At 63.9% G+C, this 22,604-nt stretch carries 19 protein-coding genes; 9 read left to right on the forward strand and 10 right to left on the reverse strand.

Going from position 1 to position 22,604, the window contains the following annotated elements; genetic code table 11:
* Positions 1–8 precede the first annotated feature (8 nt).
* The 3 genes from metF to FH041_RS15590 all read left to right on the forward strand — a co-directional run bounded on the left by metF (position 9) and on the right by FH041_RS15590 (position 3,875).
* A complete protein-coding gene (metF, locus tag FH041_RS15580) occupies positions 9–854 on the forward strand; it encodes a methylenetetrahydrofolate reductase [NAD(P)H] (protein WP_027914023.1) in 846 nt (281 codons plus the stop codon).
* Positions 855–987: 133 nt separating this feature from the next.
* Positions 988–1,776: an ABC transporter substrate-binding protein gene (locus FH041_RS15585; RefSeq protein WP_140174837.1), complete on the forward strand. Its 789-nt coding sequence runs from the start codon at positions 988–990 to the stop codon at positions 1,774–1,776.
* Positions 1,777–1,994: 218 nt separating this feature from the next.
* Entirely contained in the window at positions 1,995–3,875 is a 1,881-nt protein-coding gene (locus FH041_RS15590) for a DEAD/DEAH box helicase (protein ID WP_027914025.1), read from the forward strand.
* A gap of 49 nt (positions 3,876–3,924) precedes the next feature.
* On the opposite strand, the gene FH041_RS15595 is transcribed toward FH041_RS15590, so the two are convergent.
* The 3 genes from FH041_RS15595 to FH041_RS15605 all read right to left on the reverse strand — a co-directional run bounded on the left by FH041_RS15595 (position 3,925) and on the right by FH041_RS15605 (position 7,236).
* A complete protein-coding gene (locus FH041_RS15595) occupies positions 3,925–4,503 on the reverse strand; it encodes a YceI family protein (protein WP_027914026.1) in 579 nt (192 codons plus the stop codon).
* A gap of 34 nt (positions 4,504–4,537) precedes the next feature.
* Positions 4,538–5,089, reverse strand: a complete 552-nt coding sequence (locus tag FH041_RS15600; RefSeq protein WP_125922207.1) for a cytochrome b — start codon at positions 5,087–5,089, stop codon at positions 4,538–4,540.
* Between the two features lie 245 nt (positions 5,090–5,334).
* Complete coding sequence (locus FH041_RS15605; protein ID WP_140174839.1) at positions 5,335–7,236, reverse strand: flavin monoamine oxidase family protein; 1,902 nt, start codon at positions 7,234–7,236, stop codon at positions 5,335–5,337.
* A 205-nt stretch (positions 7,237–7,441) separates the two neighbouring features.
* On the opposite strand from FH041_RS15605, the gene FH041_RS15610 reads away from it, so the two are divergent.
* On the forward strand, positions 7,442–8,848 hold the full coding sequence (locus tag FH041_RS15610) for an adenosylmethionine--8-amino-7-oxononanoate transaminase (RefSeq protein WP_028687250.1): 1,407 nt from the start codon (positions 7,442–7,444) through the stop codon (positions 8,846–8,848).
* Between the two features lie 104 nt (positions 8,849–8,952).
* On the forward strand, positions 8,953–9,672 hold the full coding sequence (locus FH041_RS15615) for a 16S rRNA (uracil(1498)-N(3))-methyltransferase (protein ID WP_027914030.1): 720 nt from the start codon (positions 8,953–8,955) through the stop codon (positions 9,670–9,672).
* Positions 9,673–9,713: 41 nt separating this feature from the next.
* On the opposite strand, the gene FH041_RS15620 is transcribed toward FH041_RS15615, so the two are convergent.
* The 7 genes from FH041_RS15620 to FH041_RS15650 all read right to left on the reverse strand — a co-directional run bounded on the left by FH041_RS15620 (position 9,714) and on the right by FH041_RS15650 (position 19,270).
* The gene (locus FH041_RS15620; RefSeq protein ID WP_027914031.1) at positions 9,714–10,331 is read right to left on the reverse strand and encodes a hemolysin III family protein; all 618 of its coding nucleotides are present in this window, start codon (positions 10,329–10,331) and stop codon (positions 9,714–9,716) included.
* 68 nt (positions 10,332–10,399) lie between these two features.
* Positions 10,400–10,882, reverse strand: a complete 483-nt coding sequence (locus FH041_RS15625; RefSeq protein ID WP_023532942.1) for a chemotaxis protein CheW — start codon at positions 10,880–10,882, stop codon at positions 10,400–10,402.
* Positions 10,875–15,824, reverse strand: a complete 4,950-nt coding sequence (locus FH041_RS15630; protein WP_225806668.1) for an Hpt domain-containing protein — start codon at positions 15,822–15,824, stop codon at positions 10,875–10,877. Before FH041_RS15630 ends, FH041_RS15625 begins: the two co-directional genes overlap by 8 nt.
* Before the next feature lie 9 nt (positions 15,825–15,833).
* Positions 15,834–17,858: a methyl-accepting chemotaxis protein gene (locus FH041_RS15635; RefSeq protein ID WP_225806697.1), complete on the reverse strand. Its 2,025-nt coding sequence runs from the start codon at positions 17,856–17,858 to the stop codon at positions 15,834–15,836.
* Positions 17,859–17,906: 48 nt separating this feature from the next.
* The gene (locus FH041_RS15640) at positions 17,907–18,458 is read right to left on the reverse strand and encodes a chemotaxis protein CheW (RefSeq protein ID WP_027914034.1); all 552 of its coding nucleotides are present in this window, start codon (positions 18,456–18,458) and stop codon (positions 17,907–17,909) included.
* Positions 18,455–18,820, reverse strand: coding sequence for a twitching motility response regulator PilH (gene pilH, locus FH041_RS15645; protein ID WP_027914035.1), 366 nt, complete (start codon positions 18,818–18,820; stop codon positions 18,455–18,457). The genes FH041_RS15640 and pilH overlap by 4 nt, the downstream gene beginning before the upstream one ends.
* Positions 18,821–18,868: 48 nt before the next feature.
* Complete coding sequence (locus FH041_RS15650) at positions 18,869–19,270, reverse strand: PleD family two-component system response regulator (protein WP_027914036.1); 402 nt, start codon at positions 19,268–19,270, stop codon at positions 18,869–18,871.
* Positions 19,271–19,509: 239 nt separating this feature from the next.
* Between FH041_RS15650 and gshB the strand changes: the two genes are divergently transcribed.
* The 4 genes from gshB (at position 19,510) to ruvX (ending at position 22,555) form a co-directional block, all read left to right on the forward strand.
* Positions 19,510–20,463 (forward strand): glutathione synthase, encoded by a 954-nt coding sequence (gene gshB, locus FH041_RS15655; protein WP_027914037.1) that lies wholly within the window; start codon positions 19,510–19,512, stop codon positions 20,461–20,463.
* Positions 20,464–20,602: 139 nt separating this feature from the next.
* Complete coding sequence (locus FH041_RS15660; protein WP_027914038.1) at positions 20,603–21,502, forward strand: energy transducer TonB; 900 nt, start codon at positions 20,603–20,605, stop codon at positions 21,500–21,502.
* Positions 21,503–21,548: 46 nt separating this feature from the next.
* The gene (locus FH041_RS15665) at positions 21,549–22,118 is read left to right on the forward strand and encodes a YqgE/AlgH family protein (protein ID WP_027914039.1); all 570 of its coding nucleotides are present in this window, start codon (positions 21,549–21,551) and stop codon (positions 22,116–22,118) included.
* The gene (ruvX, locus tag FH041_RS15670; protein WP_028687253.1) at positions 22,118–22,555 is read left to right on the forward strand and encodes a Holliday junction resolvase RuvX; all 438 of its coding nucleotides are present in this window, start codon (positions 22,118–22,120) and stop codon (positions 22,553–22,555) included. Before FH041_RS15665 ends, ruvX begins: the two co-directional genes overlap by 1 nt.
* Positions 22,556–22,604 lie beyond the last annotated feature (49 nt).

A 22,604-nucleotide genomic window follows, 5' to 3' on the forward strand; every position in this document is an offset into this window, starting at 1 on the left:
AACGAGTGATGTCACAAGAACGCCGTTACAGTTTCGAGTTCTTCCCGACCAAAACCGACGCAGGTCATGAAAAGCTGATGGGCGTGGCGCGCCAGTTGGCCGCCTGCAACCCTGACTTCTTCTCCTGCACCTACGGCGCCGGCGGTTCCACCCGCGACCGCACGCTCAACACGGTATTGCAGCTGGAAAGCCAAGTGCAGGTGCCGGCTGCGCCCCACCTCTCGTGCGTAGGCGATACCAAGGCCGAGTTGCGCGCGCTGCTGGCCGAGTACAAGCAAGTCGGCATCAAGCGTATCGTCGCACTGCGCGGTGACCTGCCTTCGGGCATGGGCATGGCCAGTGGCGAGCTGCGTTATGCCAGTGACCTGGTCGAGTTCATCCGTCAGGAAACGGGTGACCATTTCCACCTCGAAGTCGCCGCCTACCCCGAGATGCATCCACAGGCACGCAACTTCGAAGCCGATCTGGCCAATTTCGCGCACAAGGTCAAGGCCGGTGCCGACAGCGCCATCACCCAGTACTTCTTCAACGCCGACAGCTACTTCTACTTCGTCGAGCGAGCCCAGAAGCTGGGCGTGGACATCCCCGTGGTGCCCGGCATCATGCCGATCACCAACTACAGCAAGCTGGCGCGTTTCTCCGACGCTTGCGGCGCCGAAATTCCACGCTGGATTCGCAAACAGCTCGAAGCCTATGCGGACGATACGGCCAGCATCCAGGCCTTCGGTGAAGAAGTCATCACCCGCATGTGCGAGGAGCTGCTGCAAGGCGGTGCACCGAGCCTGCACTTCTACACCTTGAACCAGGCAGAACCGAGCATGGCGATCTGGAACAACCTCCAGCCGTCTCGTTGAAGCCCGATGGACCACGTGCTGGTAGCTGACCGGCGCCTGGTTCATACGCACGTGTCGCAGGCCCCACCTGCGGCGCCCTGCCTCGCCCAATCCGGCACTGGTCTTGACCTGGCCGAGCGCGTAATCTCCGGGCATGCCAATCTCCGCCCGTCTGATCTGGATCCTGCTGCTTTTTTGCCTCAGCCCGTTCGCGCTGGGCGAGCGCTTGCGCCTGGTAAGCGATGACTGGGCACCCTATGTCTACCAGCAAAACGGCCAGCCGCGTGGCATCGACTACGAGGTCACGACCGAGGTATTGCGTCGTCTTGGGTACGAGGTCCAATGGCAGTTCATGCCCTTCAAGCGGTGCCTGGCAATGATCGAGCAGGGCCAGGCCGACGGCATCATGGATGTCTTCCAGGTCGAGTCCCGCCACCCTTATTTGCTGTATGTCCCGGAACCCATGTCCACGGCCGAGTTGATCCTGTTCCAGACCAAGGCTCGCCGCCATGAGGTATCGAGCCTGGATGCGCTGGCCGGCCTGACCGTGGGCACCTCGCCAGGCTACAACTACAGTGCGGCGTTCAATGAGGCTACCTTCTTCAAGCGCGAAGCGGCGCCGACCCATGAAGCGAACTTTGGCAAGCTGGCGCTGGGGCGCATAGACCTTGCGATTACCGACCGCAGGGTCGGCCTGCATGTCATCCGGCTCATGGGTCTGGAGCAGCAGATCGAAGCCTTGCCGCTTGTCGTCAGTCGCCAGCCCCAGTACCTGGGCCTGGCCCGCAAGCCTGGGCGTGAGGTACTGGCCCAGGCCTTTGCCGAGGAACTGCGGCGATTCAAGCAGGAACCGGCCTACGCGGCCATCATGGACCACTACACACACGACCCTGAGCACCTTGCGAACGCCGTTGAGCAGCAGGAAAGCAGCACAGCGCGCTAGCTCTGTTATACTCGGGCCTTCCCGCCCGGCTCACGCCCGGACGCTCGGCCTCGCAACAGGCATCCCGATCGGCATCGACGCACTCTGGCGTCAGCCCTCCGTTTCCCGGATGTGCAGTGAAAGCCCAGCTGGACCGGACGCGATCGCATCATGCCGATGCCCGTCGCGCCAGGCAGAACATCCCTACGGGCCCAGCCCACACGAGAACAGGATTGCCCATGTCCTTTGCTTCCCTCGGTCTCTCCGAGGCTCTTGTCCGCGCCATTGAAGCCGCGGGCTATACCCAGCCGACCCCCGTGCAACAGCGGGCAGTTCCCGCCGTGTTGCAAGGCCGCGACCTGATGGTCGCCGCACAGACCGGTACCGGTAAGACCGGCGGTTTCGCCCTGCCGATTCTCGAACGTCTGTTCCCGGCAGGTCACCCGGACAAATCCCAGCGCCATGGCCCCCGTCAGCCACGGGTCCTGGTACTGACCCCTACCCGCGAACTGGCGGCCCAGGTGCACGACAGCTTCAAGCTGTATGCCCGCGACCTGCCGCTGGTCAGTGCGTGCGTCTTCGGCGGCGTCGGCATGAACCCGCAGGTGCAGGCCATTGCCAAGGGCGTCGACGTCCTGGTTGCCTGCCCTGGTCGCCTGCTCGATCTGGCCGGTCAAGGCAAGGTCGACCTGGCCCATGTAGAAATTCTGGTATTGGATGAAGCTGACCGCATGCTCGACATGGGCTTCATCCACGACGTAAAGAAAGTGCTGGCCCGCCTGCCTGCCAAACGCCAGAACCTGTTGTTCTCGGCCACGTTCTCCAAGGACATCACTGACCTTGCCGACAAGCTCCTGCACAACCCGGAGCGCATCGAGGTCACCCCGCCAAACACCACCGTCGAGCGCATCGAGCAGCGTGTCTACCGCCTGCCGGCCAGCCACAAGCGTGCCCTGCTGGCGCACTTGATCACCCTGGGTGCGTGGGAGCAGGTACTGGTCTTCACCCGTACCAAGCATGGCGCCAACCGCCTGGCCGAGTACCTGGAAAAGCACGGCCTGACTGCCGCAGCCATCCATGGCAACAAGAGCCAGAACGCACGCACCAAGGCCTTGGCTGACTTCAAGGCCAACAACATTCGCGTGCTGGTCGCCACCGACATCGCCGCCCGTGGCCTGGACATCGACCAACTGCCCCACGTCGTCAACTTCGAGCTGCCCAACGTCGAAGAAGATTACGTGCACCGCATTGGCCGTACTGGCCGCGCCGGTCGCTCTGGCGAGGCCATTTCCCTGGTGGCACCTGACGAGGAGAAACTGCTCAAGAGTATCGAGCGCGTGACCCGTCAGAAGATCGCTGACGGCGACCTGATGGGCTTCGATGCCAGCCAGGTCGAGGCCGAGAAGCCTGAAGTCCGCGAACGCCAGCAGCCCAATGGCCGTGGCGGTCGTGGTCAGCAGGCCCGCGGCGAGGGCAGCAAGGACGCCAACGGTGGCCGCAAGGATAAGGGCAAGGACAAGGGCAAAACCCGCCAGCAGGCTGCGGACAAACCCGCTGACAAGGAAAAGTCCGGCGACAGGCAGCAACAGCCGCGCAAGCCACGTGACAAGAAGCCTCGTCAGCAACAGGCCAGCAACGCGACCCCTCCGGCCATGCAGCCCAACCGCGATCCGGAAGAGTTTCTGGATGACGATGTGGATAACTTCGGTAACCGGGCTGACTACGTGAGCCCGTACCAGAATGGCAAGGGCCAAGGCCGCAACCGTCGCCCAGCCGGTAATGGTAGTCAACCGCAAGGAGGTACGCCGCGTACCAATGCCGGTGGTCAAGGCCGCAACAACGGTCAACCCCGTACTGGCGGTGGTGAGAAACGCCCGCCTCGTGCCAATAATGGCGGCACTGCTCGTCGTGACGGCGGCGCGCGTGGTGGTCGCCCACCGCGTGACGCAGCTGCCCGCCAGGAACCGGCCGTAGGCAACACGCGCCAGCCACAGCATCAGCCTGTGATCATCCGCAAGGAATCCAAGCTGGACCGTTATCCGACCCCCGAGCAGTTGGACGATCTACCAAGCCGTCCGCGGGGCGAACGCCCGGCACTGCTGACCCGCAAGGGGTCGTAAACGAAAACGGGGCCGCAAGCGGCCCCGTTTTTCATTCGGCTGACACGTATTACTTCTGCTTCACGCCTTCGACACTGATATCCAGATCCAGCGTCTGCGAGGTTGGGCCTGGGCCTTTGATGCCGAAGTCATTCAGGTTCAAGGTGGTGGTGGCATTGAAGCCAGCGCGCTCACCGCCCCATGGGTCCTTGCCTTCACCGTTGAAGGTGGCCTTGAAAGTCACCGGCTTGGTCACGCCGTGCAGGGTCAGGTCACCCATGACGTCAGCGGTCTTGTCACCGGTGGACTTGACGCTGGTGGACACGAACTTGGCATCCGGATACTTCTTAACGTCCAGGAAGTCGGGGCTGGCAATGTGCTTGTCACGCTCGGCGTGGTTCGACCACAGGCTGGCGGTTTTCAGGTCGACACTGATCTTGCTGGCTTCAGGCTTGGCACTGTCCCACGTGAAGTTACCGTCGAAATCCTTGAACGTACCGTGAATGAAGCTGTAGCCCAGGTGGCTGATCTTCCAGTCCACGAAAGCGTGCTGGCCTTCCTTGTCGATCTTGTACTCGGCTGCCATGGCCTGGCCAGCGGAGAACAGAGCAGTACCGAGCGCCAGAGCGGCAAAAGTCTTTTTCAACATCGTTACTTCCTTCCTTTGCGATTGAGGTTGAGCGTCAAGCTTTGCGGCCCAGCATACGCATGAGGGTCGCGTCACGGTCGATGAAATGGTGCTTGAGTGCGGCCAGGGCATGCAACCCCGCAAAAACCGCCACCCCCCACGCCAGCCACAGGTGGATGACACCGGCCAGATCCGCCTGGTCTGGCAGATTGCTGACCAGGGCAGGCACCTCGAACAGGCCAAACACCGGGATCCCCACGCCGTCGGCGGTGGAAATCAGGTAACCGGCAATCATCACGGCGAACAACCCCAGGTACAGGGCCAGATGCCCCAGCTTGGCACCCAATCGGGTGAGCGGGCCATAACTGGCAAGTGCCGGCGGCGGCGGGCTCACAAAACGCCACAGCACGCGCAACAGCATCACCGCCAGCAGCATCAGACCAATGCTTTTATGCAGGTCTGGGCCGGCCTTGCGCCATGGGTCATAGTAGTCGAGCCCGACCATCCACAACCCGAGGCCGAAAAGACTGAAGACGGTCAGCGCCACGCCCCAGTGCATGAGAATGCTGACAGCGCCGTAACGTGAAGATGAATTGCGCACTTGCATGTTGGCGTTCTTCCCCGTGAAAGCTATGCAAAGACTAGCGTCAAACGTATCGAATAAAAGCGGAAAAACTTGCTTTGGATTATCAACAAATCCGATAGCAATTTTCATAGAAGGCTATTAAGGAAACGTTAACGCCGATATCAGGCAGCGAGCGCTTCGATCAATGCGCATGGCACAGGGCTCAGTCGAGTGGCTGAGCCCTGCGGTTAGGCGCCGCCGGGGCGGTGCCGGGCAGGCCGGCGGTATCAGCTCGCTTTGGCCTGGCTATCGGTCAAAGGCTTCTTGGCTGGCGCCGGCTTGGTAGCCGCTTTTTTGCTGTCGGCAGGCTTGTGAGCTGGCTTGTGGGCCGATTTGGCCGCTGGCTTGTGGGCCGGCGCCTGCTTGACCGGGGCGGCCTTGGTGGCTGCTGCCTTGGTGGGTGCTGCCTTGACGGCGGGCGCCGGGCTGGCCGGTGCCTGTTGTGGCGCTTGCGCTGCAGGCTGCGCGACGGGGGGTGCTACAGGTGCTACGTCAGCGGCCTTTGCCGCCGGTTGAGGCTCTGGCGCTGGGGTTTCCTTGGCGCCGAACAGCCGAGCGAAGAACCCTGGCTTCTTCTGACCCGTCGCGTCGGTCGATTGGGCCTCAGGCTTGGCCGGCGCTTGGTCGCCTGCCTTGTCTTTGTTGGACGCGCCGCCAAAGAGGTTGGTGAAGAAATTGCCCTTGCTCTTGGCCGCTGCCGCACCTGCTGCGGCTGTCGCGGCAGCCGGCACGGCCTTGACTGGGTCGAACGACTTGCCGGCCAGCAGGTCCTGCACTTGGCCGGCAGCCCGTTGACCGCTACGCAGTGCGCCTTCAAGCGTGCCTGGGTACAGGGCATCGGTGTGCTCACCGGCAAACGCGATGCGTTGCACCGGGCGCTCCCAAAGACGCCAGTACTTGCTGATCTGGCCAGGTCCATAGGCCAGGTAGGCACCCCCGGTGCCGGCATCGGCGCTGTAGCGCTTGACTTCATAGCCAGTGAAGGCGCCGCGGGCCTGAGGATAGAAGGTGTGCAGGCGAATGAGCACCTGGTCGACCATTTGCTTGTCGCCAAAGGCCTGCAGCAGGCGGGCGTTGTCGCCGGAAAGGTTGATCACCACATTGGCACCGCCCTTGAGGGCCGGCTCGATCCACAACATGCCCAGGCCGGTATTGCTGAAGATCTCGCCCGACATGCGCGCCCGGCTTTCCCACACCGGTTTCTTGAACTTGAGCATGACCTGGTCGCGCCAGCCGTAGTTGGTGCCCTTGAGCGCCGCCACATGCTGGTTATCCAGGCCAGGTGTCATCTGGATCTTGGCCAGTGCGCGCAGGGGCACGGCCATCACCACGTAATCGGCGCGATAACCCACGCTGCCGACTTTCACGGTGACGCCATCCTTGTCCTGAACGATTGCACTTACCGGCGAGTCGGTCTTGATGGTCTTCAGTTGCTTGACGAATGCCTGCGCCAACACCGGGCTGCCGCCAGGAAGCCGCGCTGCACGCAGGTCACGGTCGCTCACGTCACGGTAGACGCGGTTCTGCTGGGCGAAATACAACAGCGACAAGCGCGATGGCTCGTCGTAGCGGCTGCGGATCTGCTGGTTGACCAGCTGACGGGCGGTGGCAGGCAGCTGCAACTTGTCCAGCCAAGAGGACACGTTGATCTGGTCCAGGGCGAACAGGGTGCTGGTCGCCTGGGGGTTGAGCGGATCGTCGATCGAACGGGCCAGGTCGTCCAGGGTTTTCTCGTAGCGCTTGAGGGCTTCGGCCGTGGCCTGCTGCTTGAGGGCCAGGTCTGCGGCGCTGAAATACTCGCCATCGATCAGGTAGCCAGGGGTGCGCACGAATTCCGGCGCTGGCAGCGTGTCGAGCTTGAAGCGATCAACGTACTGGTTGAGTACAGGCTGCGCCTTGGTATTGCCGATCCATTCGCTGGTGGCCAGGCCCGAGCGGCCGCCCATGCCTGCCTTGGCTTCGAGCAAGGTCACCTGCCAGCCCTTGTTCTGCAGCTCATAAGCTGCGGTCAGGCCTGCCATGCCGCCACCCACGACGATTGCCGTGGGCATCTTGTCACTCGCCAGCGCGGCACCGCTGGAAACACCAATCAATACCAACGCGCACAGGCGCACCCAAGCAGCAGCCATGTTGGCGAACTCCGAGTCAAAGGTTGCAGAAAACAGAGAGAGGCGGGATGCCCCGAGAGAGGCGCTAGAATACGTCACCGCTGCCAGGGCTGCCAGCGTAGTGACATCAAGTGGTCTGGCTAAATGACATTTTCTGGCGGGTTGTTCTCACCCGTGCCATTGCTTAGGCTTACGCCCCCACGCCGCCAAGCCAGGAGAAATGCTCATGGGCCTCAATGATCAGTGGATGCAGCGCGACCTCAAGGTCCTCTGGCACCCCTGCACCCAGATGAAAGACCACGAGCAACTGCCGCTGATACCGATCAAGCGCGGGGAAGGCGTGTGGCTCGAGGATTTCGAGGGCCGGCGCTACCTGGATGCCGTGAGCAGCTGGTGGGTCAACGTGTTCGGCCATGCCAACCCGCGTATCAATCAGCGCATCAAGGAGCAGGTCGACCAGCTTGAGCACGTGATTCTGGCAGGCTTTAGCCACCAGCCTGTGATCGAACTGTCCGAACGCCTGGTGGCCATGACACCGGCTGGGCTCGACCGGGTGTTCTACGCCGACAATGGCTCCTCGTGCATCGAAGTGGCGCTGAAGATGAGCTTCCACTACTGGCAGAACGTCGGCAAGCCGGACAAGAAGCGGTTCGTCACCCTGACCAACAGCTATCACGGTGAAACCATCGCGGCCATGTCCGTCGGTGATGTCCCGCTGTTCACCGAAACCTACAAGGCGTTGCTGCTCGACACCCTGAAAGTCCCAAGCCCCGATTGCTACCTGCGTCCGGAGGGCGTCAGTTGGGAGGCGCATTCGCGCACCTTGTTCCAAGTCATGGAGCAGACCTTGGCCGAGCATCATGCCTCGATCAGCGCGGTCATCATCGAGCCGTTGATCCAGGGCGCCGGCGGCATGCGCATGTACCATCCGGTCTATCTCAAGCTTTTGCGCGAAGCCTGCGATCGCTACGACGTGCACCTGATCCATGACGAGATCGCGGTTGGCTTCGGTCGTACGGGCACGATGTTCGCCTGCGAGCAGGCAGGTATTCGCCCGGACTTCCTGTGCCTGTCCAAGGCCCTGACCGGGGGGTATCTGCCCCTGGCCGCCTGCCTGACCACCGACAAGGTGTACCAGGCGTTCTATGACGACTACCGCACCTTGCGCGCGTTCCTGCATTCGCACAGCTACACGGGTAACCCACTGGCGTGCGCGGCCGCATTGGCCACCCTCGACATCTTCGAGCAGGATAACGTGATCGAGGCCAACAAGGCGCTGGCCACGCGCATGGCCACCGCCACCGCGCATCTGGCCGACCATGCCCACGTGGCCGAGATTCGCCAGACCGGCATGGTCCTGGCCATCGAAATGGTCCAGGACAAAGCCGGCAAAGTGCCCTACCCCTGGCAGGCGCGACGCGGCCTTAAAGTGTTCGAGCATGCCCTGACCCGTGGCGCGCTGCTGCGTCCGCTGGGCAGTGTGGTGTATTTCCTGCCACCGTATATCATCACGCCCGAACAGATCGACTTCCTGGCCGAAGTGGCCAGCGAAGGCATCGACATCGCCACCCGCGACAGCACCTGCGTGACGGTGCCCAGCACCTTCCACCCGGATTTTCGCGATCCGGGCTGATTACGGGGCGAAGGCCAGGCCTTCGACCGCGCCGGAACCTGCGCTGCGCATGCGTCATGCCAGCGCGGGCCTTCCGGTTGTCCTTACCTTTTCAGAGCTTACCCATGAGACTGTCCCGCTTTTTCATCGACGCTACCCTGAGCCTTGGGGAACACGACCTGCCCGAGGCACAGGCCCACTACATCGGCCGCGTATTGCGCATGGCGGCGGGTGACCCCGTGCAGCTGTTCGACGGCAGCGGCCAGGAATACCGTGGGCAGTTGCTGGAGGTGGGCAAGAAGGCCGTGCGTGTGAGCCTGGACCAGGCATTCGCTGGCCAGGCCGATTCCCCCCTGCAGGTGCACCTGGGTCAAGGGCTGTCGCGGGGCGAGCGTATGGACTGGGCCATCCAGAAAGCCACTGAGCTGGGCGCCAATGAAATCACCCCGATCGTCAGCGAGCGGTGCGAGGTGCGCCTGAAGGACGAGCGTGCCGACAAACGCCTGGCCCACTGGCGGCAAGTGGCGATCAGCGCCTGCGAACAGTGTGGCCGCTCCAGCCTGCCGATCATCCACCCACCCATCACCTTGACTGAGTGGCTGGCCGCAACCCAGGCGCAGCTCAAGCTGGTGTTGCACCCGGTGGCCGAACCGCTGGTCAGCCATGCCAGACCGGCAAGCCTGGCTTTTCTGATCGGTCCCGAAGGCGGCTTGAGCGAACCCGAGGTCGAACAGGCCAAGGCAGCGGGCTTTCATGCAGCGCGCCTTGGCCCGCGGGTATTGCGCACTGAAACTGCGCCGGTGGTAGCCCTTTCGGTGGCGCAACAGCTCTGGGGCGATTTCTAAGCCTTCTCAGGGGAGCAGAGGCTGCTCACAGGCTGGGTTCATCAGCGCACGTAGTGCGACACTGCCACGAAATGCATCAGGCTGCCGGCAATCACGAACAGGTGCCAGATGCCATGCCAGTGGCGAAAGCGCCGGTCGAATGCGAAAAATATGATGCCCACGGTGTAGAACACGCCCCCTGCGGCCAACCAGGCAAAACCGGCCGTACCCAGCGCCTCCAGCAACGGGTTGACCGCGACCAGCACGATCCAGCCCATCACGGCGTAGATCACGATGGACAAGACGCGTGCTTCGGAGCGGGGCTTGATTTCCTGCAACATGCCCAGTACGGCCAGCCCCCAGACGATGCCGAACAGGCTCCAGCCCCAGGGCCCGCGCAGGCTGATCAGGCAGAAGGGCGTGTAGCTCCCGGCGATCAGCAGGTAGATGGAGAGGTGATCGAGCTTGCGCATGATCACCTTCGCCCGCCCTCGCGTGCTGTGATACAGCGTGGAAATGCTGTACAGCAACAGCAGCGTGCCACCGTAGATGGAGAAACTGACGATCTTCCAGGGGTCCCCCTGCAAGATGGCGCCGATGATCAGCCAGAGGGCACCGAGGCCTGCCAGCAACGCACCCACCAAGTGGGTCCAGGCATTGAAGCGTTCACCGTAATACATGCACTTAAAGACCTTTCGAAACCCAGCTAGTTTCAGCCACGACACTCGACGCGTACCGGCGGCACGCTCTAACCCGGCGTTTGCAGCCTGCCGCTGCGCTGTGCGTCCCTGACCAGGCGCTCGAGCCCGACCAGGTCAGGCACGCGCGCCACCTGATCCCCTACCTGGACAGCGGCCAACTCAAGGGGTGCCAACGCCACGTCAACGTAGTTGAGCTGGCTGTCGAGCTTGCACGAGCGCGGTATGTCTTGCAGCAACAAGGCCAGGTAACGCAACCCCGTGTCGCCCAGTGCGTTGAGCACCACCACACGGGCCCGTTCTCCACAGGGCGTATGGCTGTCACAGGCCGCTTCGAAGCCGATCAGGGGCAAGCGCTGCTGGCGCCAGTCGACCCAGCCCAGGTGCCAGGGCAGGTCACCGCGCTGACACGCTACATTGCGCAGCCCACTGAGTTCGGCTACGGCCACATTGGGCAGCACCAACGTACGGTCGCCCAATGGCAGCAACAGCCCGGTAAGGCTGCTGCGCTGCCCGGCTATCAGTTCAAGCATGGGACTGGCTCCACCGGAGTATGCTGTGCAGCAAGACCGACTCCTGATAAGGCTTGCCGAGGTATTCGTTGACCCCGATGGCCATGGCTCGGTCGCGGTGCTTGTGCCCCGTACGCGAGGTGATCATGATGATGGGCAGCGCCTTGAGGCGGGCGTCCTGACGAATGCGGGTCGCCACTTCGAAACCGTCCATGCGCGGCATTTCGATATCCAGCAGCAACACATCGGGCCGGTGCCCTTCCAGCACCGCCATGGCATCCACCCCGTCCTTGGCGGTGATCACGCTCATGCCATGGCGCTCAAGCAGGCGGCTGGTGACCTTGCGCACCGTGACCGAATCGTCTACCACCATCACCAGCAAGGTGCGGTCCGGGGTCGCTGCCGGCAGCAACCCACGCGGCGTGCCTCCAGGCAAACGAGCAAGCCGCCGTTGCTGGCCACGCAATTGCCCCAACAGGTCGAGAATCAACACGACGCGCCCATCCCCCAGCAGCGTTGCACCCGACAGGCCGGCAACGGCCGCAAACTGCGGGCCCAGGCTTTTGACCACGATCTCCCGGCTGGGCGACAGGCTGTCGACCTGAATGGCGAACGACTGCTCCTGTGAATGCACCAGCAACAAGGGCAGCGGCACGCTCTGGCCCAGCAGCGTAGGACGCGGCGCGCCCTGCACCAGCTCGCCCAGGTAGCGCAGCTGGTACTGATGGCCTGCGTAGGTGTAGCGCGGCGGCTCCTGCTCGTAGCAACCTGCCAGCTCAGCGGGCGGTACCCTCACGATGCCTTCGATGGTGTTGAGCGGGATGGCGTACTGCTCGTCGCCCAGGTGCACCATCAGCGCGCGGTTGATCGACACCGTGAACGGCAGGCGAATCTGAAAACGCGCCCCTTTGCCCTGGGCCGACTCGATGGTCATCGAGCCGCCCAACTGCTTGACCTCCTCGTGGACCACGTCCATGCCCAGGCCTCGCCCTGAGATCTGCGTGATCTTTTCGGCCGTGGAAAAGCCCGGCCTGAGGATGAACTGCAGTATCTCGTGGTCGCTCAGCTGTGCCTGCGGGTCGAGCAGGCCGCGCTTGATCGCCTTGAGTCGGACGGCTTGTAGGGGTACGCCGGCGCCATCGTCGGTCATCTCGATGACGATGTCCGCCCCCTCGTGCAGCAGGTTCAGGTGGATCGTGCCCTGCTCAGGCTTACCCGCAGCCAATCGGGCTTCGCGGCTTTCCAGGCCATGGTCGACGGCATTGCGCAACATGTGTTCAAGCGGCGCCACCATGCGTTCCAGCACACTGCGGTCCAGCTCGCCCTCGGCGTTGCCCACCACCAGCTCGACCTGCTTGCCCAGCTCGCTCGCCACCTGCCGCACCACGCGCTGCAAGCGCGGCACCAGGCGTTCGAAAGGCACCATCAACGTTGCCGTCAGGCCCTCCTGCAACTGGCTGTTGACCCGCGCCTGCTGCTGGAGCAGGCCGTAGGCTTCCTGGGCGCGCTGGGCCATGGTTTCCTTCAGGTCCAGCAGGTCCGAGGCCGACTCGAACAGCGCCCGCGACAACTGCTGCAGCTGGGAGTGACGGTCCATTTCCAGTGGGTCGAAGTCTTCATAGACATCGCCTTCCAGCTGCTGGCGGCTGGAGATCCGCCCCTGAGTTTCGATATCCAGGCGCAGCAGCTGGTCACGCATGCGCTCGAGCGTGGTTTCCATTTCGTTGAGGGTGAACTGGGCGTCATTGACCTGCTGCTCGATGCGTCCACGGATGATCGAGTGCTCACCGGCCAGGTTGCCCAGGTCGTCCAGCAATTCGGCATCGACCTTGACCATGTCCCCCGGCACTCGCTCGGGGGTTACTGCCGGACCTTCGCTGGCGGCAGTTTCGACCGGGCTGGTGCCGGCCGCGCTGTCGGTCAGGCCTGCGCTGCTGAAGTTGCGGATGTAATCGATCAGCGCCGTGGCGGCGTGCAGCGGTTGCCCCAGGCGCACCGCATCGAGCATGTGCGCCAGGCGGTCGTGGCAGTTCTGCAACAGCGAGAACAGGGCCCCGCTCGGTGGCAGGCGCCCTGCCGCGAGCAACTCGTACAAAAATTCCAGCTCATGGGCCAGGTCACCGATGGGGCCGATTTCGACCATGCGTGCCACCCCTTTGAGGGTGTGCAGGTCGCGCATCAGGTTGTCCACCTCCACCGTGCTGCGCGGGTCGGCCTGCCATCGCGCCAGCGCTGCAGCGGCGCTCTCGACGATGTCCGAGCTTTCTTCGAGGAAAACCTCCATCAGCTCTTCCCCGGCGCTTTCCGGAGCTTGTGACGGCGGCACTGGCGCGGGGTCGAGGGCCAGGTCTGGGGCTGGCGTGTCGATCAGTTGCACGTCCATGTCCGGGTGCAGCGGTGTGACGCTGTCGAGGCCCACGCGCCCGGTGGCATCGGGTGCAAGCCCTTGCCCCTGAAGTTCGCGCAGGCGAGCCACCAGCGGCGTACGCGGGACGACGTCCTGGCCGGCAGCCAGCTCGTCGAGCATGTCCAGCAGCGCCTCGTGGGCGTGCTGGGCATGGGTGAAGAACTGCGCATCGGCAGGCAGGCTGCCCTCCTCCACTGCACCGTACAGGTCCAGCAAGGCTTCGCACACCTCATCGACCTGCCACAGATCGGCCGAATGGGCGGCATGGGCAAGCTCGGTCATGTCATCGAGCAGTGTCTCCAAGGCCGCCCGTTGAGCCGGGCGCCGCTGCCAGTCGGCCAGCAACGACTCGGCGTCCAGCAAACGATCCATGGCTTGCGACAGGAAAGCTGCGACCTGTTGCGGGTCGCGGGCGTTGCCGGTCGAGGCATGCGCATCGCCGCCCAGGGCGGCGATGCGCGTATCGATGGCCAACTCGACCTGCTCGATCAATTGGGCCGCACCAGGCAGTGGCTCGAACGGGGTGGTGGATAACTGCGCCAGGCCCTGCCCGAACATCGAGGCGGCGGACTTGAGCCAGTGCAGCTCCGTTTCATCGAGCAGCAGGTCGTGCGCCTTGTACTCGCGCACCAGTCGGTCGAACACGGTGGCAAGTTCGGCGATGGGCACAACTCCGGCCATGGCCGCACTGCCCTTGAGGGTGTGCAAGGCCCGCTGCAGGGCGTCGTCTACAGGGACGCCGTGCTGGGCATTTGCCAGGAACCCGTCGAGGCTGGCCAGGTGGCCTTGGGCCTCGCCACGGAAGATGTCCAGTAACTGCGGGTCGAGCCCCTGCGCGCTGGCCGCGGCTGGCAGGTCGCGCTCGGCAAGGGCATGCAGGTGGCCCACCAGTTGCTGTACGGCGCTCACATGCGGCAGGTGCCCCGCGGCGAAGTCGGCGAGCACCTCGGGCAGTTGCGCGAACGCTTGCTCAAGCGCCATCTGCCCGTCCGCACCAAGCACGTTGCGGCCGGCAAGCACACGGTTGAGCAAGTGCTCGGCGGCCCAGGCCAGCTCTGCCAACGCCTGGGCATGCACCAGGCGGCCTGCGCCCTTGAGCGTATGCAATGCCCTATGCACTTCGATCAGCGCGTTGTGCTGCTGGTGGTCGGCACGCCAAGTCAACCAGTGCCGCTCAATGTCCTGAAGCAATGCTTGGGCTTCTTCGATGAATACGCCACGCAATTCGTCCTGAAGGCCATCCGCCTCTTCCAGATCGGCATGCTCTTCAACGGTGGAACAGTGCACGCCCAACGCCCCCAGGCGCTCGCGAGCCATGACGATGAAGCGCTGAGCGTCGGCCAGTGGGTCGGCCACGCGCCATTGTAGATAGCATTCGCCAGCGCTCAAGGCTTCGGCCAGCAGCGTCAGTTCCTCGGACGAGGGGTCGGCCTGCGCCTGTTGTACCCAGCCCTGGACAAACACCGTGCAGCGCGCGAACACCTCGGCAGCGGCCGGCAACATCAGCATGGCCAGGGCGCCGCGCACCTGCTGGAGCAAGCCTGGCAAGGCCTGCAGGTGCTGACGGGGCCAGCCCGACTCCAGGCAATCGCCCATCAGGTCCTTGGCCTGCTGCAACACGTTCAGCGACTCTCGCAGCACGACCAGGCGAATCTCGGCGACATCGGCGCCCGGCAGGCCTGGCTCCCCCCCTTCTTCGAGTGGCCCGACCATGCCGTTGAGCGTGGCTTCCACGTACAACAAGGCCCCCGCCACATCCATCAGCACCGCGTCATCCACGGCCCGATCGCCCTCGGCCAGCCCTTGCAGCGTCATCACTTGATCGATGATGACCCGACGCGGCTGCTGGAAACCCAGCACGGCCAGGGTATCGGCCACGTGGCGCAGGGGCGCGAGCAACACCTCCAGTTGTTCATTGTGCTGCCGGTCGCTGCGCACGAACTGGTCCAGGCGGTCCTTGATGCGCATGAGGTCGTCACACAATGCCGCCACTACCGACCTTAGCGCGTCGCGGCCCTCCCCAGCCTGCAACTGCTCGCGCCAGTTGCCCAATGACACGTCAAGGTTCGCCAGGTCCTGGGCACCTGCCAGACGCTGGCCTGCATTGCCGAGCAGGCGGCCATGAACCACCGGTTCCGCGCCCCGGCAGGCACGCAGCTGGTTCAGGAGCGGCAACATCACCAGTGGCAAGTCATGGCGTGCACCGCGCAGACGTTCCAGGTAGGAAGGCAACAGCTCCAGGCCCTTGAACAGCGCCCCCAGGCAGTCGCCTCGCGGGGTGACCTTACCGTTGGCCAGGTCGGTCACGAGCATCTCCAGCTCCTGGGCAAGGCGCGTTGCCCCAGGCAACTCCAGCATCACCAGGCAACCGTGTACCTGGTGCAGGTTGTCCGCCACGAAGGTGAGTAACGACAGGTCTTCAGGCTCGCCGGCAAAACGTTCCAGCGCCTGGCGCCCCTGCCCCAGGCAATCGAGCAGGGCAGCCTTGGTCCAGGCCAGGCCCACGGTATCGTGGCGGGCAGGGCCAGCAATGGGGCCGGGCATGGGCGTGGACATGGGCATTTCTCAATGGGGCTCGGCAGGTGCCGGCAGGGTGAATCCGGAGACCGAACGGCGCATCTCGCTGGCCATGCGCGCAAGGTGACGAATGCTGTCGGCGGTGGCGCTGGAACCTGCGGACGTCTGGGCGGTGATCTGCTGGATGACGGCCATGGTGTGTGAGATCTGCCCCGCCGAGGACGTCTGCAATTGGGCCGCATCGGAAATGCTGTGGATAAGGTCGGCAAGGTTCTGCGAAACCCCTTCGATCTCAGCCAGCGCCACGCCGGCGTCCTGCGCCAGCCTGGCGCCGCGCACGACTTCGGCCGTGGTCTGTTCCATGGAAATGACCGCTTCGTTGGTGTCGGCCTGAATGGTCCGCACCAGGGCTTCGATCTGCCGCGTGGCAGAGGACGAGCGCTCGGCCAGGCGCTGGACCTCGTCCGCGACCACGGCGAACCCCCGCCCTGCCTCACCCGCCAGCGAGGCCTGGATCGCGGCGTTCAAGGCCAGGATATTGGTCTGGTCGGCAATGTCGTCGATCAGGCTCACGATATCGCCGATCTCCTGGGACGATTCGCCCAGGCGCTTGATGCGCTTGGCGGTGTCCTGGATCTGCTCGCGAATGTTGTTCATGCCATCGATGGTGTTGTGCACCACCTCATTGCCCTTGTTGGCAATGGCCACGGACCGCTCGGCGACCTTGGCCGACTCGTAGGCATGGGCCGAAACACGGTCGATCGACTCGACCATGTCCCCGACTGCCTCGGAGGCCTCGCTGATCTGCTCGGCCTGTTGCTCGGATGCCTTGGCCAACTGGCGGGCCGTGTTCTGCGTATCCTGCACCGCCGAGGCGACCTGCACCGCGCTGTGGTTGATGGTGGCGACCAGGTCGCGCAATTGGTCAACGGAATAGTTGATGGAGTCGGCAATGGCGCCGGTGAAGTCTTCGGTCACCGACACGGTCACCGTCAGGTCGCCATCTGCCAACTCTTCGATTTCATCGAGCAGGCGCATGATCGCCTGCTGGTTGCGTTCGTTCTTTTCGGCGGTCTCACGCAACTGACGGTTGGTGGTGCGCACCATGACCAGGCCGATGAGGATGATCGAGGCCAGCGCCAACAAGCCCAGTGCATACCCCCCAACGGTATCGAGCGTGCGCCCGCTGGCCAGGTTTTCGAACCCGTTGGCCAGGTGCGAGGCTTCCTCGAGCAAGGTCTGCGACAGGCTGAAGATGCTGCCGGCCGCCTCCCGCACCCGGAACAGCTCCGGCGAGGTTTCGAGAATTTCATCGACCGAGCCGGCCACGAACTGGAACAGCTCGGCGATTTCCGCCAGCCGCGCCCTGGCATCGGCGTCCTCGACACGGGTAACGCCAATGCCAGCGTCGCCCTTGAGCATGCCCTCGAGCACCTGGCCGAAGCGGCCGGCATCACGGCCGAAGGCATCGGCGGCCTGCGCCGCCGCCGCATCGCCGGCCAGTACGGTATTGACCGACCCCAGGATACGTTCGGCCAACAGCAGTTGGCGCTGAGCCACGGCGACCTGGCTGGCCGGGGCGCCACTTTGCAGCAGAATTTCGACCACTTTTTCGTATTCGACCTGCAACTGCGGGACGGTTTCGGCCAGGGTTGCCGCCACCTGGTGCAAGGACAGCACGGTCTGTTCGCTGGCCAGGATGGTGTCGGTGCTCTTGCGCAGGCTCTCCCAGTCATCGCGCACCGCTTCCATTTCTTCGCGCACCGAGGGTGGCGCTGCGGGCAGGCCAGTGGCCTTGTCGCCTTCGCGCAGGTAGCCCCAGCGACGCTCGAAGTCGTTGCGCGCATCGGACAGCAGCCTGAAGGCCACACCCTTGCCGGCAGCCGCTTCAGTGGCGTTCTTGGCAATGCGCTGGGACAGCACGCGCAGCTCGCCGGCATGGCCGATGTACTGCTTGTCGTAGTTGGACTGGGTGTTGAGGTAGGCGAAATTGGCGAACAGCAGAATGATCGAGAGGATCAGGATCAGGAACAGCACGGTGATCTGCGCAATGCTGCGGGTGCGGGGGCTCACGGTGGTGGCGGTGACGGGGGGAGCAGGCTGGTTCACGTTTGCAAGGTCCTATAACGCCACATCGAGAAAGCCCGGTGCCTGGGCCAGGGCAAAGGGGCTGAAGATCGCCCAGTAGTCGTGGTCGCGTTCGAAGCGCCCCTGAACGAAGGGCCCGGCAGCATCGGTCACTGGCAGCGCAGGTTGCAGGCTGTCGATAGCAAAGTGCTGCAGGCCCACCACTTCGTCCACCAGCAGACCAACGAAAAGCGCCTCGTGATCGAGCACCAGGACGCGGCGCTGCTTGCCTGGCACGGCACTGCCCAGGCCGAGGAAACGGCCCAGGTCCATCACGGGCAGTAGCCGGCCACGCAGATTGGCCACCCCGCATACCCAGGGTTGTACACCGGGTACTCGGCTACTGCGGGGCTCACGCAGCACTTCGGCCACCTCGCCCATGGGGGCGACGAACCATTGCCCGGCTACACGAAAACCGATGCCGCTCCACTGCTGCAACCTGTCACCCGAAGCTGGCTGGTCGGCCACCAGCAGCCGGCAGCGGCGATCGATATCCAGCAACAGTTCGAAGGCGGTCAGCGACGCCCCCTGCGGGCGTGTGGTCAAGCCCCCAGCACCTCTTGGAGCTTTTGCACCAGCGCATCTTCTTCCACGGGCTTGGTCAGGAAGTCACGTGCGCCCTGGCGCGTCGCCCAGATGCGGTCGGTCTCCTGGTCCTTGGTGGTCACCACAATGACCGGAATGGCCTTGGTCTCCGGGTCCTTGCTGAGCTGGCGAGTGGCCTGGAAGCCGTTCATGCCTGGCATCACGATGTCCATGAGCACTGCATCCGGCTTCTCTTGCCGGGCAAGGGCCACGCCATCGGCGCCGTTATTGGCCTTGAGTACCTCGTGCCCGTGCTTTTCCAGCCATTGGGTCAACTTATACATTTCTGTCGGCGAATCGTCGACAATCAGAACGCGGGCCATACTGGTTCCCCATCAGGATTCGTAAGACCGTGCCAGGGCAGGGCACGGTCAGGGTGCTGTTTGTTGGGCTGTGGCAAACCCAGGCACATGGGCCTGTATTGCCTCGATCAGTTCTTCCTTGGTAAACGGCTTGGTCAGAAACTGATCAGAACCGACCACACGCCCGCGGGCCTTGTCGAACAAACCGTCGCGCGACGACAACAGAATCACCGGGACGTCCTTGAAGGTGCTGTTCTGCTTGATCACCGCGCACGTCTGGTAGCCGTCCAGGCGCGGCATCAAGACATCGACGAAGATCACGGCCGGGTTGTGATCGACGATCTTGGCCAGGGCATCGAAGCCATCGCTGGCAGTGATGACCTCGCAGCCCACCTCACTGAGCAGCATCTGCGCCGTGCGGCGAATGGTGCGTGAATCGTCGATCACCATCACTTTCAGGGGTTGTTCCATAGACGCCTACCCGGGGGAATTGAGCTGCATGGTGCAAGCGGCACGCGACAGGAAAGCCCCATGGGCCCATGGCCGCTTTTCGCTTGAGGCGTGTAGCCAAAGGCTTGAAGCTGCATTTTTAGCACAGTCCGGGTAGCCATTCCATCTGCCGCGCCCCTTGACCGGCGGCGTTGGCGGCGCCACCCTGAGCCACTTTTCTTTCGATCCATCGCGGCCACGCCGCCAAGAGGAACCACCCCATGAGCGTTCGCCTCGGCATTGTCATGGACCCTATTGCGTCCATCTCCTACAAGAAGGACAGTTCGCTGGCCATGCTGCTGGCTGCCCAGGCACGCGGCTGGAGCCTGTTCTACATGGAGCAGCGCGACCTGTATCAAGGCGAAGGCAAGGCCCGTGCGCGCATGCGCCCATTGACGGTGTTCGCAGACCCGGCCCGCTGGTTCGAGCTGGGCGAGGAGCAGGACAGCGCCCTGGCCGAACTGGACGTGATCCTGATGCGCAAGGACCCGCCTTTCGACCTGGAATTCGTCTACAGCACCTACCTGCTCGAACAGGCCGAAAGCGAAGGCGTGCTGGTGGTCAACCGCCCCCAGAGCCTGCGTGACTGCAACGAAAAGCTGTTCGCCACGCTGTTCCCGCAGTGCACCCCGCCTACCCTGGTCAGCCGCCGCCCGGACATCATCCGCGCATTCGCCGCCGAGCATGGCGATGTGATCCTCAAGCCCCTGGATGGCATGGGCGGCACGTCGATCTTCCGTCACCGGGCGGGCGACCCAAACCTGTCGGTGATCCTCGAAACCCTGACCCTGCTGGGCACTCAACAGATCATGGCCCAGGCCTACCTGCCGGCGATCAAGGACGGTGACAAACGCATCCTGATGATCGACGGCGAGCCGATCGACTACTGCCTGGCCCGTATTCCGGCCAGCGGCGAAACCCGTGGCAACCTGGCAGCCGGTGGTCGCGGCGAGGCACGCCCCTTGAGCGAGCGCGACCGCTGGATCGCGGCCCAGGTGGGCCCGACACTGCGCGAGAAAGGCCTGCTGTTCGTCGGCCTGGACGTGATCGGCGACTACCTCACCGAAATCAACGTGACCAGCCCCACCTGCATCCGCGAAATCGACGCCGCCTACGGCACCGACATCGGCGGCCAGCTGATGGATGCCATTGATCGCCAGCTCAAGGCGCGTTGACCACGGACATTCGGTAACGGGCTGGCGTGGGGTATCATGCTCACCCGCAAGCGACAGGCTGCAAGCCCGGCACGGCCGCCCCGTGCTTCTGCTGACTGTCGCGTGCCGTTTGTAGCTCGACGATGCCCCTGGATACCTGATGACGCTGCCCGCTGACATCCCCGCCGACCTGTTGCCGCCCCGCGTTCGCCCGGTGGACAGGCTGGGCTTCACGCTGTTTCTGGCGGCGCTGGTGCACCTGGCGTTGATCCTCGGAGTGGGCTTTACCGTGGTCAAGCCGGCGCAGATCAGCCGCACCATGGACATCACCCTGGCCACGTTCAAGAGCGAAAAGCCGCCGGAAAAGGCTGATTTCCAGGCGCAGGACAACCAGCAAGGCAGCGGCACCCTGGACAAGAAGGCCGTGCCCAAGACCACCGAGCTTGCGCCTTTCCAGGACACCAAGATCAACAAGATCACGCCGCCTCCTGCCGCCAGGCCCGAGGTACCGCCGCCTCCACAGAAGTCGGCGGTCGCGACCAAGGCCCCCAAGGCCCAGAAGGTCGAGCCCAAGCCCCGGGAAAGCAAGCCCCAGCCCAAGCCGAGCACGCCCGTGCGGGAGTTCGACAGCTCGCAGCTGTCCAGCCAGATCGCCAGCCTTGAAGCCGAGCTTGCCAATGAGCAGCAGCAATATGCCAAGCGCCCGCGTATCCATCGCCTGAATGCGGCCTCGACCATGCGCGACAAGGGCGCCTGGTACAAGGAGGAGTGGCGCAAGAAAGTCGAACGCGTGGGCAACCTGAACTACCCGGACGAGGCACGCCGGCAGCAGATCTACGGCAACCTGCGCATGATGGTCTCGATCAACCGCGACGGGTCACTCTACGAAGTGCTGGTGCTCGAATCCTCCGGTCAGCCCGTGCTGGACCAGGCGGCCCAGCGCATTGTGCGCCTGGCTGCACCGTTCGCACCGTTCACCGGTGACCTGGCCGAGTACGACCGGTTGGAAATCATCCGCACCTGGCGCTTCGCCAGAGGCGATCGGTTGTCCAGCAACTGAGCCGGCACGCTTGCAGCTGTGGCCGGGTGGCGCCACACTATCCCCCATGAAGAACCTCACGCCGAGCTACCTCAAGCACCAGTTCCTGATCGCCATGCCGCACATGGCCGACCCGAACTTCGCCCAGACCCTCACGTACATCGTCGAGCACAATGCTCATGGCGCGATGGGGCTTGTGGTGAACAAGCCGCAGGAACTGAACCTGGCCGACATCCTCGAGCAGTTGCGCCCGGACGAAACCCCGTCGGCCAGCACCCTGCAGGTGCCCATCTACCAAGGCGGCCCGGTGCAGACCGACCGCGGCTTCGTGCTGCACACCAGCGAGTGCAGCTACCAGGCCACGGTGGAACTCCAGGGCCTCTCGCTCTCCACGTCCCAGGACGTGCTGTTCGCCATCGCGGAAGGCGTGGGCCCGGAAAAGAGCCTGATCACCTTGGGCTACGCCGGCTGGGAAGCGGGCCAGCTGGAGGCCGAACTGGCCGATAACGCCTGGCTCAACTGTGCGTTCGACCCGGATATCCTGTTTGCCATGACCAGCGAGCTGCGCCTGGAAGCGGCGGCCGCAAGCCTTGGCATCAACCTTCACCTGCTGACCAGCCAAGCGGGCCACGCCTGATGGCCGACGCACTTGCCGCACCCCGGCTGCTGCTGGGCTTCGACTATGGCACCAAGCAGATTGGCGTTGCCGTCGGCCAGGCGGTCACCGGCCAGGCCCGTGAACTGTGTACGCTGCGCGCCCAGAATGGCGTGCCGGATTGGGCCCAGGTCGAGCGCCTGATCGCCGAATGGAAACCTGACGCCATTGTCGTCGGCCTGCCGCTGAACATGGACGGCACCCCCAGCGACATGAGCGCCCGCGCCGAAAAATTCGCCCGCCGCCTCAATGGGCGCTTCAACCTGCCGGTGCATACCCATGACGAACGCCTGACCACGTTCGAGGCCAAGGGTGAGCGCATGGCCCGTGGCGGCCAGCGCGGCACGTACCGGGACAACCCGGTCGACGCTATCGCCGCCGCCCTGCTGCTGCAAAGCTGGCTGGAGGCCAATACCTGATCATCTTCGCGGCCGGATGCCTCCGGCGCACCCTTCCGAGGAACCTGCA

It is taken from the genome of Pseudomonas sp. SWI7 (genome assembly GCF_006351945.1).
Lineage (GTDB): Bacteria > Pseudomonadota > Gammaproteobacteria > Pseudomonadales > Pseudomonadaceae > Aquipseudomonas > Aquipseudomonas fulva.